General features: G+C 70.4%; 11 protein-coding genes. 5 read left to right on the forward strand and 6 right to left on the reverse strand.

The annotated features are described in order from the left end of the window. Position 1: 1 nt before the first annotated feature. The 6 genes from E6O51_RS11275 to E6O51_RS11300 all read right to left on the reverse strand — a co-directional run bounded on the left by E6O51_RS11275 (position 2) and on the right by E6O51_RS11300 (position 7,262). Positions 2-709 (reverse strand): hypothetical protein, encoded by a 708-nt coding sequence (locus E6O51_RS11275; protein WP_136385094.1) that lies wholly within the window; start codon positions 707-709, stop codon positions 2-4. Positions 710-728: 19 nt separating this feature from the next. Then, complete coding sequence (locus E6O51_RS11280; protein ID WP_230976766.1) at positions 729-2,105, reverse strand: hypothetical protein; 1,377 nt, start codon at positions 2,103-2,105, stop codon at positions 729-731. Between the two features lie 172 nt (positions 2,106-2,277). After that, positions 2,278-3,382, reverse strand: a protein-coding gene (gene prfB, locus E6O51_RS11285) for a peptide chain release factor 2 (protein WP_136385095.1) whose coding sequence is annotated in 2 segments (ribosomal slippage) — positions 2,278-3,300 and positions 3,302-3,382 — 1,104 coding nt in all. Because the reading frame shifts where the segments join, the coding sequence is not laid out codon by codon here. A gap of 68 nt (positions 3,383-3,450) precedes the next feature. Continuing rightward, positions 3,451-5,151 (reverse strand): single-stranded-DNA-specific exonuclease RecJ, encoded by a 1,701-nt coding sequence (recJ, locus tag E6O51_RS11290; RefSeq protein WP_136385096.1) that lies wholly within the window; start codon positions 5,149-5,151, stop codon positions 3,451-3,453. Between the two features lie 7 nt (positions 5,152-5,158). Next, a complete protein-coding gene (locus tag E6O51_RS11295) occupies positions 5,159-6,178 on the reverse strand; it encodes a hypothetical protein (RefSeq protein WP_136385097.1) in 1,020 nt (339 codons plus the stop codon). A 70-nt stretch (positions 6,179-6,248) separates the two neighbouring features. Then, the gene (locus E6O51_RS11300) at positions 6,249-7,262 is read right to left on the reverse strand and encodes a hypothetical protein (RefSeq protein ID WP_136385098.1); all 1,014 of its coding nucleotides are present in this window, start codon (positions 7,260-7,262) and stop codon (positions 6,249-6,251) included. 185 nt (positions 7,263-7,447) lie between these two features. Between E6O51_RS11300 and E6O51_RS11305 the strand changes: the two genes are divergently transcribed. From E6O51_RS11305 to E6O51_RS11325, 5 genes are all read left to right on the forward strand, one after another. Beyond that, positions 7,448-8,701 (forward strand): lipoprotein-releasing ABC transporter permease subunit, encoded by a 1,254-nt coding sequence (locus tag E6O51_RS11305; protein ID WP_136385099.1) that lies wholly within the window; start codon positions 7,448-7,450, stop codon positions 8,699-8,701. After that, complete coding sequence (gene lolD / locus E6O51_RS11310; protein WP_136385100.1) at positions 8,694-9,395, forward strand: lipoprotein-releasing ABC transporter ATP-binding protein LolD; 702 nt, start codon at positions 8,694-8,696, stop codon at positions 9,393-9,395. Before E6O51_RS11305 ends, lolD begins: the two co-directional genes overlap by 8 nt. A gap of 190 nt (positions 9,396-9,585) precedes the next feature. After that, positions 9,586-11,628: a methyl-accepting chemotaxis protein gene (locus E6O51_RS11315; RefSeq protein ID WP_136385101.1), complete on the forward strand. Its 2,043-nt coding sequence runs from the start codon at positions 9,586-9,588 to the stop codon at positions 11,626-11,628. Between the two features lie 15 nt (positions 11,629-11,643). Continuing rightward, on the forward strand, positions 11,644-13,083 hold the full coding sequence (gene gtfA / locus E6O51_RS11320) for a sucrose phosphorylase (protein WP_136385102.1): 1,440 nt from the start codon (positions 11,644-11,646) through the stop codon (positions 13,081-13,083). 59 nt (positions 13,084-13,142) lie between these two features. Further along, a complete protein-coding gene (locus tag E6O51_RS11325; RefSeq protein ID WP_136385103.1) occupies positions 13,143-15,482 on the forward strand; it encodes a DNA internalization-related competence protein ComEC/Rec2 in 2,340 nt (779 codons plus the stop codon). Position 15,483 lies beyond the last annotated feature (1 nt).

The raw sequence follows: 15,483 nt of genomic DNA on the forward strand, positions 1-15,483 counted from the left end.
GTCAGGCGTCTTCCCCGGTCTCGTCCTCGTCCGGCAGCACGTCGGCCACCTCGAAGGCGTTGGCTTCCGGCATGGGATGGCCGGCGCGGGCGATGACTTCGGCCAGCGTGCCGTGGATGATGCGGTCGGCCAGCACGCGGTAGTCCAGCGCCACGTCCAGCAGCGGACCTTCGGCGACGATGCCGTTGCGGCGTTCGATGAAGCCCAGGCGGGCGAGCTTGCCGAGCATGAAGTTCTTCACCCGGCTGCGTCCGCCCAGCAGGGGGCCGAAGTCGGCGATCAGGGAGGCTTCCGGGATGCCGGCGGAAACCGCGTCGCCATGCTCCACCGGTTTCTCGGCGCCGAACATGTCGCCCTGGCCGTCGTCGGCGACTTCGCGCCGGGTGACCTGGCGCTCCCGCTTGGGCAGCACGATGAGGGACCAGATGACCACCAGCAGGGCGATCTCGTCCCGCGTCAGGCCCACGTTGCTGGCGGCGTATTCACGCTTGGCGCCGAACACTGGTTCCACCATCTCCGCGGCGAGGGCGGCGGCCACGTGTCCGGCGTAGGGGTTGTCCTGCAGTTGCAAGCCCACCGCGGCCAGGCGGTGGTCCAGTTCCACGCGGAAGGTCTCGTCCACCAGCGCGCGGCGCACCAGGCGGTCGCTGCGGGGCAGCCAGCGGTTGGCGAGCAGGCGGGCGGTGAGGGTCTTGATGTCCTGTTCCATGGGATGAATGGCCTGGTCTTCAACGACCGTTCGGGCTGAGCCTGTCGAAGCCCGTTTGTTGCAATCGCCCTTCGACAGGGCCTGTCCCGAGCCTGTCGAGGGGCTCAGGGCGAACGGTATCGTATCCATCGGATGTGCCACGCGGCGCGACCCGGCCGGCGGAGATCAGCGCGATCTCGTCTTCATTCACTGCTTCCAGCGTGTCGCCGAACAGCACGTCCAGCGGCAGGCGCATGAACTCGCCAACCGGGCCGTCGGCGGGGCCGGACGATTCGCCGTCGGCCAGCAGGGCCAGCAGCGACAGGCGGTAGGCGGCCGGGGCGAAACCGCCGCCGGCCACCACTTCGGCCAGGGACGCGGGCCGGGTGACGGCGCCGAGGCGGCCGGCGAAGTGTTCCAGCAGGGCGAGGTCCTCCGTTTCCGGCGCGGTGTTGACCTCGGCGGCGTCCGGCGGGGGCAGGGTGGTGTCCACTTCCCGGGCACGCACTTCGTCGGAGAGCACGGCCTCCGCCCGGTCCAGCAGTTCGTGGCCGCCGGCGAGCAGGGCGATCTCCGGCACCAGGGCCAGCGCCTCGTCGGCGAAGGCGGCCAGCCGTTCGGCGGTGAGCGTGCGCAGCCAGGCGGAGACGTCGGACGAGGAGATGCCCGAGGCGCCCAGCGTTACACGCTGGGCCTCGATCTTGTTCAGCGCGCGCTGGAAGCTCGCGTCCGCGCGCGCCAGGCGCGACTGGGCGAGGCCGATGCGCTGGGCGATGGTGGCGATCTCGAAGGGCACGTCCGGGTCCGCGAGCAGCTCGCGCAGGATTTCCGTGCCCCGCGCCAGCCATTTCTCGTTGGCCGACAGGCGCCGCCGTGCGGCGAGGATGTGGAATTCCGAGCCGGAGGCGATGGCTTCCTCGAAATGCCAGGTGAGGTCGTTGAGCTTGGAGAGGAGATGCCCGAGTGCTTCCGGCGTGAGGCTGCCCACCGCCTGCAGGCCGGCCAGTTGCGCGGTGAGGAAGCCGAGTTCCGCGTCCTCCCCGTCGGCGAAGCGCAGCAGCATGGCGATGGCCGCCACCGCGTTGCGGCCCAGGTCGGAGAGGTGGTACAGGCCGTCGTCGGCGAAGGCCAGCAGGGCGTTGTCGCGCAGGCGCTTGAGCACCGTTTCCAGCTTCACCGGGTCGAGGTAGGTGAAGCGTGCGCGCAGGGCGTCCGGCGACCAGCGCGGGCTATCGGATTCGCGCCCGATCTCGCGCAGCACCAGCAGGCGCAGCAGCACCTCGGCCTCGGAGCCGCGGAACAGGGTGATGAAGGCGTCCAGCAGCGGCCGCGCGGCGACCAGCGGCGCGAGTTCCGGCACGTCGTCGGCGGCGACGCCGGGGGCGAGGAATTCGGCGAGGTCGAGGGGCGGGTTCAATGGTGTCTGGTGTGTGGTAGATGACCGATGCAGGTCGGTCATTGGGGGTTCTCCCTCCCCTTCAAGGGGAGGGTTGGGGTGGGGATGGGTCTAGCACGTCGGGGAAACCCATTCCCCTCCCAGCCTCCCCCTTGAAGGGGGAGGAGTGTCCTTTGTGTTCCTGGCGCTTGGCTCACACCCCCTGCTTCAGGCTCGCCGCGATGAAGTCGTCCAGGTCGCCGTCCAGTACGGCCTGGGTGTTGCCCACCTCGTAGTTGGTGCGCAGGTCCTTGATGCGCGACTGGTCCAGCACGTAGCTGCGAATCTGGTGGCCCCAGCCGATGTCGCTCTTGCTGTCCTCCAGCTTCTGCTGCTCGGCCTGGCGCTTGCGCAGTTCGGCTTCGTACAGGCGCGCCTTCAGCATGGACATGGCCTCGGCCTTGTTCTTGTGCTGGGAGCGGTCGTTCTGGCACTGCACGACGATGCCGGTGGGCTCGTGGGTGATGCGCACCGCGGAGTCGGTCTTGTTGATGTGCTGGCCGCCGGCGCCGGAGGCGCGGTAGGTGTCGATGCGCAGGTCCGCGGGGTTGATCTCGATCTCGATGGAATCGTCCACTTCCGGGTACACGAACACCGAGGTGAAGCTGGTGTGGCGGCGCGCGTTGGAGTCGAAGGGGCTCTTGCGCACCAGGCGGTGGATGCCGGTCTCGGTGCGCAGATGGCCGTAGGCATAGTCGCCGGCGACCTTGATGGTGGCGCCCTTGATGCCGGCTACTTCGCCTTCGGACTCCTCCAGCAGCTCGGTCTGGAAGCCCTTGCGCTCGCAGTAGCGCAGATACATGCGCAGCAGCATGCCGGCCCAGTCCTGGGCCTCGGTGCCGCCGGCGCCGGCCTGGATTTCGATGAAGCAGGCGTTGGGGTCCATGGGGTTGGAGAACATGCGGCGGAATTCGAGCTTGTGCACGCCCGCTTCCAGGTCTCCCAGGTCGGCTTCCACCGCCGCCAGGGTGTCCTCGTCGTCCTCGGCTTCGGCGAGATCGAAGAGATCCTTGAGATCGGTGGACTGCTGGTCGATGTGGCGCAGGGTCAGCACCACGTCTTCGAGCTGGCGCTTCTCCTTGCCGAGTTCCTGGGCGCGTTCGGCGTCGTTCCAGACCGCCGGGTCTTCCAGGGCGCGATTTACTTCTTCGAGCTTCGATGCCTTGGCATCGTAGTCAAAGATACCTCCGCAGTTCGCGGCCGCGCGCGGCGAGGTCGGCCAGTTTTTCGGCGATGGCGTTGAGGCGTTCGGCTTCCATGGGACTGCTCCGGGGCAATGCGGAAAACCGCAAAGTATACCGCAGTCCTCGGACCCGCTCCGGGGAGATCAGGCCGGCTCGAAATGCTCCAGCATCAGTTGCACGCTGGACACGCCGTTGTACTCGTTGATGCTCAGGCGGAAGGCGGCGCGCAGGTCGGGCGGGGCGCCGTCGGCGTGGTTGAAGCGGATGGCATCGAAACGCGTGCTGCCCCTCACCAGTTGCAGCTTCAGGTGGCGGTCCTTGAGCAGGCGCTGGTTCTCGACGCGGAACACGTCGTCGAAGAGCGGCGCGGGGAAGCCCTGGCCCCAGATGTCCTGCTCGATCAGGCGCGCGCCTTCCAGGCTCATCCAGCCGGATTCCAGGGCGCCGTCCGTGTCCATGCGGCGGGTGAGGTCGGCGGGGCTGACCAGGCCGGCGACCACTTCCTCGAACACCTGGCTGAAGCGGTCGAAGTCTCCGGTGCGGATGGCGAGCCCGGCGGCCATGGCGTGGCCGCCGAAACGCAGGATGAGGTCCGGCGCACGCTTGCTCACCAGGTCCAGGGCGTCGCGCAGGTGCAGGCCGGGGATGGAGCGGCCGGAGCCCTTGATCTCGCCCTCGGCGCCGGGGGCGAAGGCGATGGTGGGGCGGTGCAGGCGTTCCTTGATGCGCCCGGCGACGATGCCGACCACGCCCTGGTGCCAGTCCGGCTCGTACAGGCTGACGCTGGCGGATTCGGCGGCGTCGAAGCCTTCCAGGCGGGCCAGCGCCCCTTCCTGCATGTCGGCCTCGATGGCGCGGCGTTCCCGGTTGAGCTTGTCCAGTTCCTGGGCGATGTTGAGCGCCCGGCCGGCGTCGTCGGTGATCAGGCATTCGATGCCCAGGCTCATGTCCGAGAGCCGCCCGGCGGCGTTCAGGCGCGGGCCGATGAGGAAGCCCAGATCCGTGCTGGCGGCGCGCGCCGGGTCGCGCCCGGCGGCGGCGAACAGGGCACGGACGCCCGGCTGCAGGCGCCCAGCGCGCATGCGCGCGAGGCCCTGGGAGACGAGGATACGGTTGTTGCGGTCGAGCTGCACGACGTCGGCCACGGTGCCCAGCGCGACGATATCCAGCAGGTCGCCCAGGTTGGGCTCCTTGCCTCCGGCGAAGGCGCCGCGCTCGCGCAGTTCGGCGCGTAGCGCGAGCATGACGTAGAACATCACCCCCACGCCCGCCAGCGCCTTGCTGGGGAAGTCGCAGCCGGGCTGGTTGGGGTTTACGATCACGTCGGCCTCGGGCAGTTCGTCGCCGGGCAGGTGGTGGTCGGTGATCAGCGTGGCCATGCCGTGGGCGCGGGCGGCGGCGATGCCTTCCACGCTGGCGATGCCGTTGTCCACGGTGATCAGCAGGTCCGGCTCCATGCGCGCGGCCAGCTCCACCATGGCCGGGGTGAGGCCGTAGCCCATGGTGGCGCGGTCCGGCACCAGGTAGTGCACGTCGGCGCCGAAGGCGCGCAGGGCGCGCACGCCCACGGCGCAGGCGGTGGCGCCGTCGCAGTCGTAGTCGGCCACGATGACCATGCGCGCGCCGGCTTCGATGGCGTCGGCGAGGAGTTCCGCGGCTTCCCGCGTGCCGGTGAGCGCGTCGGGCGGCAGCAGGGCGCCGAGGGAGTAATCGAGATCGGACGGCGCGACGACGCCCCGCGCCGCGTACAGGCGGGCGAGCAGGGGGTGGATGCCGGCCTGGGTCAGCATGGCGAGCGCGCGCTGGGGCACCGGGCGGGGATGGATGCGGGGCTGGGCGTTCATGGAGGGCTCAGGGCAGGGTCTTGTGCAGGGCGTCGAGGCTGCGGGGGCGCTGCCAGAACTTCCACAGGTTGCGGGCAGAGAGCGTGAGCTCCAGCGTGGCGCGTGTGCCGGGGGCGCTGAGGATGAGCGTTTTCAGGCGTCCGGTTTTCAGGGCGTCCAGTACAGGTACGTACCATTCCCGTTCCAGCGCTGCCAGGCCGTTGCGCCAGGCGTCCAGGTCCAGGTGGAGGGCGGGACGGGCGAGGTGCTCCAGGACCACCAGCGTGGGGGTGGTCAGCGCATCGATGGGGTTGGGCGTGCGGGGGTCGATGCCGGCGGCACGGGCCAGACCGCGTACTTCGGGGGAGGCCGCCTGCACCGCGGGCAGGGGCGAGCGGGCGCTTGCCGGCACATGGCCGCCGCCCCACAGCCACAGGCTGTTGATGAGCGGCCGGCCCGCTTCCTCCCGGGCACGGTTGACCGGATGGTTGTGCAGCATGATCTGGATTTCGCTCGTCACCCGCTGCCAGCGGGATGCGTCCGCCCCTTCCGGCAGGCTGCGCGCCACCGGGCGGCCGACGGCCTGCAGGAGCGGGACGAAGCGAGCCGCGGGCGGTTCGGCCGGGCGCAGGTACCAGCGTTCCGGCGTGGCGGCCTCGAAGCGGCCCACGTCGGCGAAGGTGTCGTTGAGGGCGTCGATCAGCGCGGCGGCTTCGCCGGCGGCAATGTCCAGCGTGGAGGCGTCCGCCAGGATCAGGTGTTCGCGGGCGAAACTCAGGCCCACCGGGTCGGCGCACAGCCAGTCGGCGCCTCCGGATGGGGTGCCGGCATCCTCCTCGCCAAGACGGCGCAGCGCGGCGGCCGAAACCTGCTGCGGATCGAGGGCGAAGGCGGCATGCAGCCAGTCGTCCGCTCCGGTCGGTGCGGACGTGCGCAGCCGGCCGTGGCCGAGCAGGCGTTCGAGGGCGGGCAGGTCGAGTCCCCCGGCCGGATCGGCAGTCTGGGTGCCGGGCCATAGCAGGCCGGGCAGGACGAGGTGAAGGTGCATGGAGGAAGAGGGTCGCTGCGGCAAGCGCGCAGTCTACCAGCCGCGGTGGCGGGGTGCCGGGGTGTCCGCGTCAGCCCTGGTGGGCAAGTATCCGGTCCAGGCGCTGGTGTCTGCGCCAGAGCTTGAGGAGATCCCGGGGCCGGAGGTGGATGTCCAGGCTGGCCTGCTCGCAGGGCGCAACGACGTGCAGGGAGGATAGCTGCTTCCTTCCGAGGGCCGCGAGGAGGGGGGCGAACCAGATCGATTCGACTTCCCGCAGGCGGCTGCGCCACTTGTCCCCGTCGCCACGCTGGGCGGGGCGGAGCAGGCGGGTGTCGACGATAAGGCTGTTGCGGCCGGGCAGGTGGTGGCCCAGGGCTTCGACCCGCGCGCCGGCCAGCCGTGCCAGGCCGCGGGTCAGCTTGTCGTTGCTGCGGATCAGGGAAGCCGGGGCCTGGGCGCGCTCCGGGAGGGTGCCTGCGCCCCAGAACCACAGGCCGTTGAACGGGCGGCGCCCGGCGGCTTCGCGCGCCCGGTTGACCGGATGGTTGCGCAGCAGCTCCTGGGCCTCGTGGATGATCCGTCTCCAGTGCAGCGCATCCTCGCCCCGGGGCAGGAACTGTTCGACCGGCCGGCCGACCACTTCCCGCAGGGAATCGAAGCTGACGGCCGGCGGTGTTTTCAGGCGCAGATACCAGCGCCGGGCCGAGCGTGCCTCGAAGCGCAGGAAGCCCTTCTCCACCGGCAGAAAATGGGCATTGAGGGCTTCCAGCAGCGAGGTGGCCTCGGTGGAGGAGAGGGGGGCTTCACCGATGTCGTCCAGCATGGGGTGATCGTGGGAGCCGTGCAGGTGGACCGGGTCGGCACACAGCCAGTAGCCGTCCACCGCGGCATCGTCCCGTTCGCCGAGGCGCCGCAGCGCGGCCACCGGCACGTCGTCGGGCGACAGGCCGAAGGCGCTGGCGACGGCACTCTCGTGGCTGGTGCCGACATCCCAGGACAGCCGGGCGAACCGGAGCATGGTTTCGAAGGCCGGCAGATGCAGGCCCGCCGCCAGCTTGCGCGTCGGCGGGAGCAGGCCGGGAAGCATGAGCTCGAAGTGCATGACGACGGTATGGAGATATGATGCGCGCCAGTCTAGCACGGGCTTTGCCGGGTCACGGTTTGATACATTTGCATGCCCGGCGAATCCGGGAATGGCGCTGAAACGATGGCGAGGCGGAACGGGGCGCCCGCTGGGCGTCCCGTTGCGGCACAATGGCGCCCTTTGGCCCCCGAGTGCTTCGCTCGATGCGATACGAATTCCTGGTCGGTCTGCGCTATACCCGCTCGCGGCGCCGCGCGCAGGGGCGCAACCGCTTCATCTCCTTCATCTCCGCCGTCTCCATGCTGGGCACCGCCCTGGGCGTGGCGGCGCTGATCGTGGTGCTGTCGGTGATGAACGGCTTCCAGGAGGAGCTGCGCACCCGCATCCTGGGCGTGGCCTCCCACATCCAGGTGAGCGGCTATGGCGGCGAACTGGAGTCCTGGCAGCGCGTGGCCGACGGGGCCGCGCGCCACCCGGAGGTACTGGCCGCTGCGCCCTACGTGCAGGAGCAGGGCATGCTGTCCTTCGACCAGGCGGTGCGCGGCACGCTGGTGCGCGGCGTGTTGCCGGCCGAGGAGGACCGCGTGGCCGATTTCGCCCGCTACATGAAGGCCGGCAGCCTGGACGAACTGCAGGCCGGGCGCTTCGGCATCGTGCTGGGGCGCGACTTGGCGCTGGCCCTGCGCGTGCATCTGGGCGACAAGGTGACGCTGATCGCCCCCCAGGGGCTGGTGACCCCGGCCGCGGTGCTGCCGCGGGTGCGCCAGTTCCAGGTGGTGGGCGTCTTCGAGGCCGGCATGTATGAATACGACTCGGGGCTGGCGCTGATCCACCTGCGCGACGCCCAGGTGCTGTACCGCCTGGACGATGCGGTGAGCGGCGTGCGCCTGAAGCTCGCCGACCTCTTCGCCGCGCCGCGGGTGGCGCGGGAACTGGTCGGCTATATGGACGAGCCGGTGGTGGTCACCGACTGGACCCGCAGCCACGCCAACTTCTTCCGCGCCGTGGCGCTGGAGAAGACGATGATGACCATCATCCTGTTCCTCATCGTCGCGGTGGCGGCCTTCAACATCGTGTCCACGCTGGTCATGGCGGTGCAGGAGAAGCAGGCGGACATCGCCATCCTGCGCACCTTGGGGGCGAGCCCCGCTTCCATCATGACGGTGTTCGTGCTGCAGGGGGCCATCATCGGCTTCGTGGGCCTGGCCGGCGGTACTGTGGCCGGGCTGCTGCTGGCCAACAACCTGGACGTGGTGATCCCCTTCCTGGAGTCGGTGACCGGCGCCACGTTGTGGAACAAGGAGATCTACTACATCAGCGAACTGCCTTCCAAGGTGCTGGCGGCGGACGTGGTGACCATCGTCTCGGTGTCCTTCGTGCTCACCCTGGTGGCCACGCTGTATCCGAGTTGGCGCGCTTCGCGCGTGAATCCGGCGGAGGCGCTGCGCTATGAGTGAGGCCGTGGTGAATCCGCAGACGAACGCGTCGGTGCTGGCCTGCGAGGGGCTGGTGAAGACCTTCCGCGAGGGCGCGGATGCGGTGGAAGTGCTGCGCGGCGTGGATTTCGCCGTGGCGCGCGGCGAGCGCATCGCCATCGTCGGCGCTTCGGGCTCGGGCAAGAGCACGCTGCTGCATCTGCTGGGCGGGCTGGACGTGCCCGGCGCCGGCACGGTGCGCCTGCAGGGGCGGGATTTCTCCCGCATGTCGGACGCCGAGCGCGGGCAGGCGCGCAATGCCGCGCTGGGTTTCGTGTACCAGTTCCACCACCTGCTGCCGGAGTTCTCCGCCCTGGAGAACGTGGCCATGCCCCTCTACATCCGCCGCATGGCGCGGGCGGAAGCGGACGCGCGCGCCGCGGCGATGCTGAAGGAAGTCGGCCTCGGCCACCGCCTCGACCACGCTCCGGGCGAACTGTCCGGCGGCGAGCGCCAGCGCGCGGCCATCGCCCGGGCGCTGGTCACCCAGCCCGCCTGCGTGCTGGCCGACGAGCCCACCGGCAACCTGGACCGGCGCACGGCGGAAACGGTGTTCGACCTGATGCTCTCCCTCAACGAGCGCCTGGCGACCAGCTTCGTCATCGTCACCCACGACGAGGCGCTGGCCGCGCGCGCCCAGCGCACGCTGCGGCTGCAGGACGGGCGCTTCGCCTGAGCCGCCGCGCGGCGGTAGTACGCGTTACCCACAATGGGCATACGTGCCGCGGGTGCATTACGCTCCCGGCGGCGCGTGCGGCATATGGCCTAAAGAAATGCGCCGCGCGGCCGTTCAAGGCATACCAACAAGAAATGTCCGCCCCTTGCCGCGGGGAGCGGACCGCTCCCCCCTTTGAGGAGAACCGACGATGTCGTTCCTGTTTTCGCCCGCCATTGCCCTGCTCAACCGGCTGCGGTTCCGCTGGAAATTCCTGCTGCTGGGCATCGTTTCCGCGGCGACGATCGCCTACCTGCTGGCGGCGCTCGTCGTGTCGCTGCGTACCGAAGTCGGCGTCGTGGACCGCGAACTCGACGGCCTCCATGCGGTGGGGCCCCTGCTCAAGGTGGTCGAGGCCGTGCAACTGCGCCGCGCATTGGCGGCCGGCGCGCTGGACAACGCCGACGACACCATGAAGGCGCGCCTGCCGGCGGCCACCCAGGCGCTGGACGAGGCCTGGGCCCAGGCTGAAAGCATGCTGGCCGGGCTGGAGCCGAGCTACGGCGGAGAAGGCACCCAGTGGCGCGCGCGCTGGACCGAGGCCGGCGAGATGTACCGCAGCCAGAAGGCGCGCAACATCAACGCCACGGTGCAGTGGGTGTTCGACGGCCATACGCTGATGATCAAGAACGTGGTGCTGGTGCTGCACGACCTGGCCGAGCGCACCGGCCTGGCATTCGATCCGCAGGCCAACACCGCCTTCCTGATCTCCCTGCTCACCGAGACCGTGCCGGACGCCACCGAGCGCATCGGGCGCCTGAACGGGCTCGGCTCGTCGGTGCTGGCGGAAAAATACCTCAACGGGCCGACGCGGCAGAACCTGACCCTGCAGATCGGCGAACTCGACCACTCCATGCTGGCCGCCGAGGAGATGCTGGAGCGGGCGGCGCTGGCCAATCCCGAGCGGCGCACGGAACTGGAGGACCTGCGCGTCGAGTTGGCGGTGGCGGTGGAATCGATCCGCGGCCGGGTCATCGACGACATCCTTTCCGAGTACTTCCAGCAGGAGCCCATCGCCTTCTTCGACGCAGCCTTCGCCGCGCTGAGGGTGGCGTTCGACAAGTCGTCGGCGGTCATCGTGCCGACCGTCGAAACGCTGCTGCAGGAGCGCCGTGCCGGGCTGCTGCGGGCTTCGAATGCGGTGGTCGCCATTTCCGTCGTGGCCGTCCTGCTGCTGGGTTATTTCGTCGTGGCGCTGTTCCTGGCCGTCGAGCAGTCGGTGCATGAACTGGGCGCGGGCGCCGAGCGGCTCGGCCAGGGCGATCTGACCACGCGCATTGCCCTGAGCTCGAGCGACGAGCTCAGCATCGCGGCCGGGCGCTTCAACGCCATGGCGCAATCCATTGCCGAGGTCATGCAGCGCGTGCAGCGCAGTGCGGACGAGGTGAGCCACGCCGCCGCGTCGATGGCGTCGTCGTCCACCCAGGTGAGCCGCAGCTCCGCCCACCAGAGCGAGGCCGCCTCCAGCATGGCCGCCGCGGTGGAGGAGATGACCGTGGGCATCGACGAGATCGGCCGCCACGCCAGCGAGGCCGAGGCCATCTCCAGCCGTTCCGGCGAAATCTCCGAGAGCGGTGCGCAGGTGGTGCAGCAGACCGCGGCCGAGATGGAGTTGATCGCGCGCGAGGTGGATGCCACCGCGGGCACCATCGAGGCCCTGGGCAAGACGTCCGAAGAGATCAGCAGCATCGTCAACGTGATCCGCGAGATCGCCGACCAGACCAATCTGCTGGCGCTCAACGCGGCCATCGAGGCCGCCCGTGCCGGTGAGACCGGGCGCGGCTTCGCGGTGGTGGCCGACGAGGTGAGGAAGCTCGCCGAGCGTACCAGCGGCGCCACGCAGGAAATCTCCACCATGGTGCAGGCCATTCAGAGCGGTACCGGCGAGGCGGTGCAGTCCATGAACCGCGGCGTCAAGCGCGTGCGCGACGGCGTGGAATTGACCCGGCGCGCGGGCTCGGCGATGGACGAGATCCGCAGCGGCGCGCAGACCGTGGTGCAGTCGGTCAGCGACATCTCCATGGCGCTCCGGGAACAGAGCGCGGCCAGCAACGACATCGCGCGCAACGTGGAGCAGATCGCCCAGATGGCCGAGGAGAACAACGCCGCGGTGGGCGAGGCGGCCAGCACCGCAGCCCATCTGGAACAACTGGCCGGGACGCTGCGCGAGGAAATCGGGCATTTCCGCCTGTAGCGGAGAGATGGCCCCATGCCGCTCTCCAACCGGGTTCAACTCATTGTCTATCCGGACCGTATCGGGAATGGATTGGCGGATCTCGCCGATTTCGTCGAGCGGCGGCTGGGGGCGGCGGTGGGCGGCCTGCACCTGCTGCCGCCTTTTCCGTCGAACGCGGACGGGGGGTTTTCGCCGCTGACCCACCACGACATCGACCCGGCCTACGGCGGCTGGGCGGACGTGGAGCGCCTGTCCGCGCGCTACGACCTGTGCCTGGACCTGGTGCTCAACCACATTGCCGACGAATCCCCCGAGTTCCAGGACTACCTGCGGCACGGCAAGGCGTCGGCCCATGCCGGCCTCTTCGTGGATGTGGATGCGCTGGGCGAGATCGGCCCGGACGACCTCGCCAGGATCCACATCCGCAGGGAGAAGGAACCCTTCCGCGAAGTCGTCTTCGCCGACGGCACGCGCGGGCGGGTGTGGTGCACCTTCACCGAGCGCCAGATCGACCTGGACTACGGGGCGCCTCAGACTTACCGGCTGATGGCCGGAAACATCGCCGCGCTGGCTGCCCATGGGGTCAGGCTGCTGCGCCTCGATGCCTTCGGCTACACCACCAAGAAGATCGGCACCAGTTGCTTCCTGGTGGAACCCGACGTGTGGGCGATACTGGACTGGTTCCGCGGTACCGCCGCCGCCCACGGCGTGGAACTGCTGCCCGAGGTGCACGACCATCCGAGCTGGCAGCACGCCATCGCCCAGCGCGGCATGTGGTCCTACGGCTTTGCGCTGCCGCCGCTGGTGCTGTATTCGCTGCTCGACGCGAACAGCCATTACCTCAAGGCCTGGCTGCGCATGTGTCCCCACAATCAGGTCACCGTGCTCGATACCCACGACGGCATCTGCATCCCGGACGTGGAGGACATCCTGCCGCGCTACCACATCGAAGCCCTGATCCGGAACGTTTCCGAACGCAGCGCCGACCCCATCCTGCGCCGCTCGGCGGCCAACGTGCATAGCGTGGGGGCCATTTACCAGCTCACCTGTACCTTCTTCGACGCCCTGCAGCGCAACGAGGATGCCTACATCTGCGCACGGGCGCTGCAGTTCTTCGCGCCCGGAATCCCGCAGGTGTATTATGTCGGGCTGCTCGCCGGCGGCAACGACGGGGAACTGATGCGGCAGACCGGCGAGGCGCGCGACATCAACCGGCATTTCTACAGCGTGGCAGAGGCGGAAGCGGCGCTCGCCGCGCCGGTGGCGCAGCGCCTGCTGCGCCTGATGGAACTGCGCTCCACCCATCCGGCCTTCGGCGGCGCGTTCGAACTGGAATACTCCAACGATTCCAGCGTCGCCATGGGCTGGCACAAGGGCGAACATCACTGCCACCTGTTCGTGGACCTCAACTTCCGCACCGCCACCATCACCTGTACCGAAGCGGACGGGGGCCGACTCAGCTACCGCTGTTGAGCGGCCGGACTGCGCCGCCACTTGCCGTCGGCATGCCGTTCGTCCGATGATGATCGGGTATGCGTGCCGCAATCGCGATGTTCGCGCTGGGGGTGTGGGCCTTCCAGCAACTGCCCACGCTGCCATCCGTGACGTGGCTGGCGGGCGGCAGCGTGGCGTTGACCGCGGCTGCCTGCGCCGCCGTGTGCCTGTGCCGGCGTTCCGATGCGCGCGCCGGCTTCCTGTTGGTCTGCCTGTCGGCGGCCATGGCCGGGGTCCTGTGGGCCGGCTGGCGGGCCGAGTGGCGCCTGGCGGACGAACTGCCCATGCAGTTCGAAGGCCGCGACGTGGCGCTGACCGGCGTGATCGCCGGGCTGCCGCGCCGGCTCGACGACGGGGTGCGCTTCGTGTTCCAGGTCGAGGAGGCCGCAGTCCCGGTGCCGCGCCGGCTGCAATTGTCCTGGTACGGCCCCCGGGGCACGGACGTGGCGCCGCCCGTGCCCCGGGTGGGCGAACGCTGGCAACTGACCGTGCGCCTGAAGCGCCCCCACGGCTTCGTCAATCCCCACGGTTTCGACTACGAAGCCTGGCTGCTGATGCGCGGGCTGCGGGCCACCGGCTACGTGCGCGCGGCGGCGGACAACCGGCGTCTCGCCGAATGGGCGGGCGGGCCGCTGGCTGCGGTGCATCGCGCCCGCGCGGCCATCGGCGAGCGCTTTGCGGCGGTGCTGGGCGACGCACCGCAGGCGGGCATCGTCACCGCGCTGGTGACCGGCGAGCAGCACGCCATCACGCCCGTCCAGTGGGAGGTCTTCCGCCGCACGGGCGTGACCCATTTGATGGTCATCTCCGGCGGACACGTGTCGCTGGTGGCGCTGCTGGTGGGCGGACTCGCCGCGCTGGCCTGGCGCCGCATCCCCGCGCTGGCGCTGCGCCTGCCGGCGCGCCGCGCGGCGGCGCTGGCCGGCCTGCTGGCGGCGGCCGGCTACGCGCTGCTGGCGGGCATGGAAATTCCGGTGCAGCGCGCGCTGATCATGCTCGCCGTGGTGGCGCTGGCCTTGCTGACCGGGCGCGAGGCGGCGGCCAGCCGGGTGCTGGCGCTGGCCCTGCTGGCGGTGCTGGTGGCCGATCCGTGGGTGGTGCTGGCGGCGGGGTTCTGGCTCTCCTTCGCCGCGGTGGGGGTCATCGTGCTGGTGCTCGGCGGGCGGCTGGCCATCCCGTCCGCCTGGCGCGCCGCGGTCCGCGTGCAACTGGCGATCACGCTGGCGCTGGTGCCCGCGCTGCTGTTGCTGTTCCAGTCCTTCTCGCTGCTGTCGCCGCTCGCCAATGCGCTGGCGATCCCGCTGGTGAGCTTCGTCCTCACGCCGCTGGCCCTGGCTGCGGCGCTGCTGCCGGTGGACGCGCTGCTGCATCTGGCGGCGTGGTTCGCCGGCTGGCTGCTGGTGGGGCTGGAGTGGCTGGCGTCCTCGCCGCTCACGGTGTGGCGTCAGGCCGCGCCGCCCGGCTGGCTGGTGGCGGCAGGTGCGGCCGCGGTGGGCTGGCTGCTGCTGCCACGCGGCACGCCCGCCCGCGGGGCGGCGTTGCTGGCGCTGGTGCCGCTGCTGGGCTGGAGCCCGCCGCGCCCGGCCCCCGGCGGTTTCGTCGCCACGGTGCTGGACGTGGGGCAGGGCCAGGCCATCCACGTGCAGACCGCCGGCCGCGATCTGCTGCTGGATGCCGGGCCGCCCTACGGGCCGGCGGCCGATGCCGGCGAGCGGGTGGTGCTGCCCTATCTGCTGGCGAGCGGCGTGGGGCGGCTGGACCGGCTGGTGGTGTCCCACGGCGACTCAGACCACGCGGGCGGCGCGGCAAGCGTGCTGGCGGGGATCGAAGTGGCCGCGCTGGCCGGCAGCCTCGCGCCCGGGCATGGACTGCCGGAGCGGGCCGGGCGGGCGCTGCATGCCTGCCGCGCCGGCGAGCACTGGGAGTGGGACGGCGTGCGCTTCGAGGTGCTGCACCCGGCCGCGGACGGCGCCCGGCTGCGCAAGGAGAACGACAATGCCTGCGTGCTGCGCATCGCCGCGGCGGGCGGCGCCGTGCTGGTGGCGAGCGACGTCGAACGCGTCGCCGAGCAGGCCCTGCTGGCACGGGCGGGGGAGGGGCTGGCGAGCCACGTGATCGTGGCGCCGCACCACGGCAGCCGCACGTCCTCGACGCCGGCGCTCGTCGCCGCGGTCCGGCCCCAGGCGGTGGTGTATTCGGTGGGCTACCGCAATGCCTTCGGGCATCCCCACGCCGACGTATGGGCGCGCTGGGCGGCGGCCGGCGCGCAGGCCTGGCGCACCGACAGCCAGGGCGCGATCCGCGTGGCGGTGGGCGTGGACGGCGTGTCCATCACGGCCGAGCGCGAACGGCGGCCGCGCTACTGGCATGGACGCTGAT

The sequence above is a fragment of the Pseudothauera rhizosphaerae genome, from assembly GCF_004801305.1.
In the GTDB taxonomy this organism is placed as follows: domain Bacteria; phylum Pseudomonadota; class Gammaproteobacteria; order Burkholderiales; family Rhodocyclaceae; genus Pseudothauera; species Pseudothauera rhizosphaerae.

Bases quoted from the DNA above. Each gene is read 5' to 3' on its own strand.
- E6O51_RS11275 (WP_136385094.1), bottom strand. From the start codon at position 709: ATGGAACAGGACATCAAGACCCTCACCGCCCGCCTGCTCGCCAACCGC.
- recJ (WP_136385096.1), bottom strand. From the start codon at position 5,151: ATGAACGCCCAGCCCCGCATCCATCCCCGCCCGGTGCCCCAGCGCGCG.
- E6O51_RS11295 (WP_136385097.1), bottom strand. From the start codon at position 6,178: ATGCACCTTCACCTCGTCCTGCCCGGCCTGCTATGGCCCGGCACCCAG.
- E6O51_RS11300 (WP_136385098.1), bottom strand. From the start codon at position 7,262: ATGCACTTCGAGCTCATGCTTCCCGGCCTGCTCCCGCCGACGCGCAAG.
- E6O51_RS11305 (WP_136385099.1), top strand. From the start codon at position 7,448: ATGCGATACGAATTCCTGGTCGGTCTGCGCTATACCCGCTCGCGGCGC.
- lolD (WP_136385100.1), top strand. From the start codon at position 8,694: ATGAGTGAGGCCGTGGTGAATCCGCAGACGAACGCGTCGGTGCTGGCC.
- E6O51_RS11315 (WP_136385101.1), top strand. From the start codon at position 9,586: ATGTCGTTCCTGTTTTCGCCCGCCATTGCCCTGCTCAACCGGCTGCGG.
- gtfA (WP_136385102.1), top strand. From the start codon at position 11,644: ATGCCGCTCTCCAACCGGGTTCAACTCATTGTCTATCCGGACCGTATC.
- E6O51_RS11325 (WP_136385103.1), top strand. From the start codon at position 13,143: ATGCGTGCCGCAATCGCGATGTTCGCGCTGGGGGTGTGGGCCTTCCAG.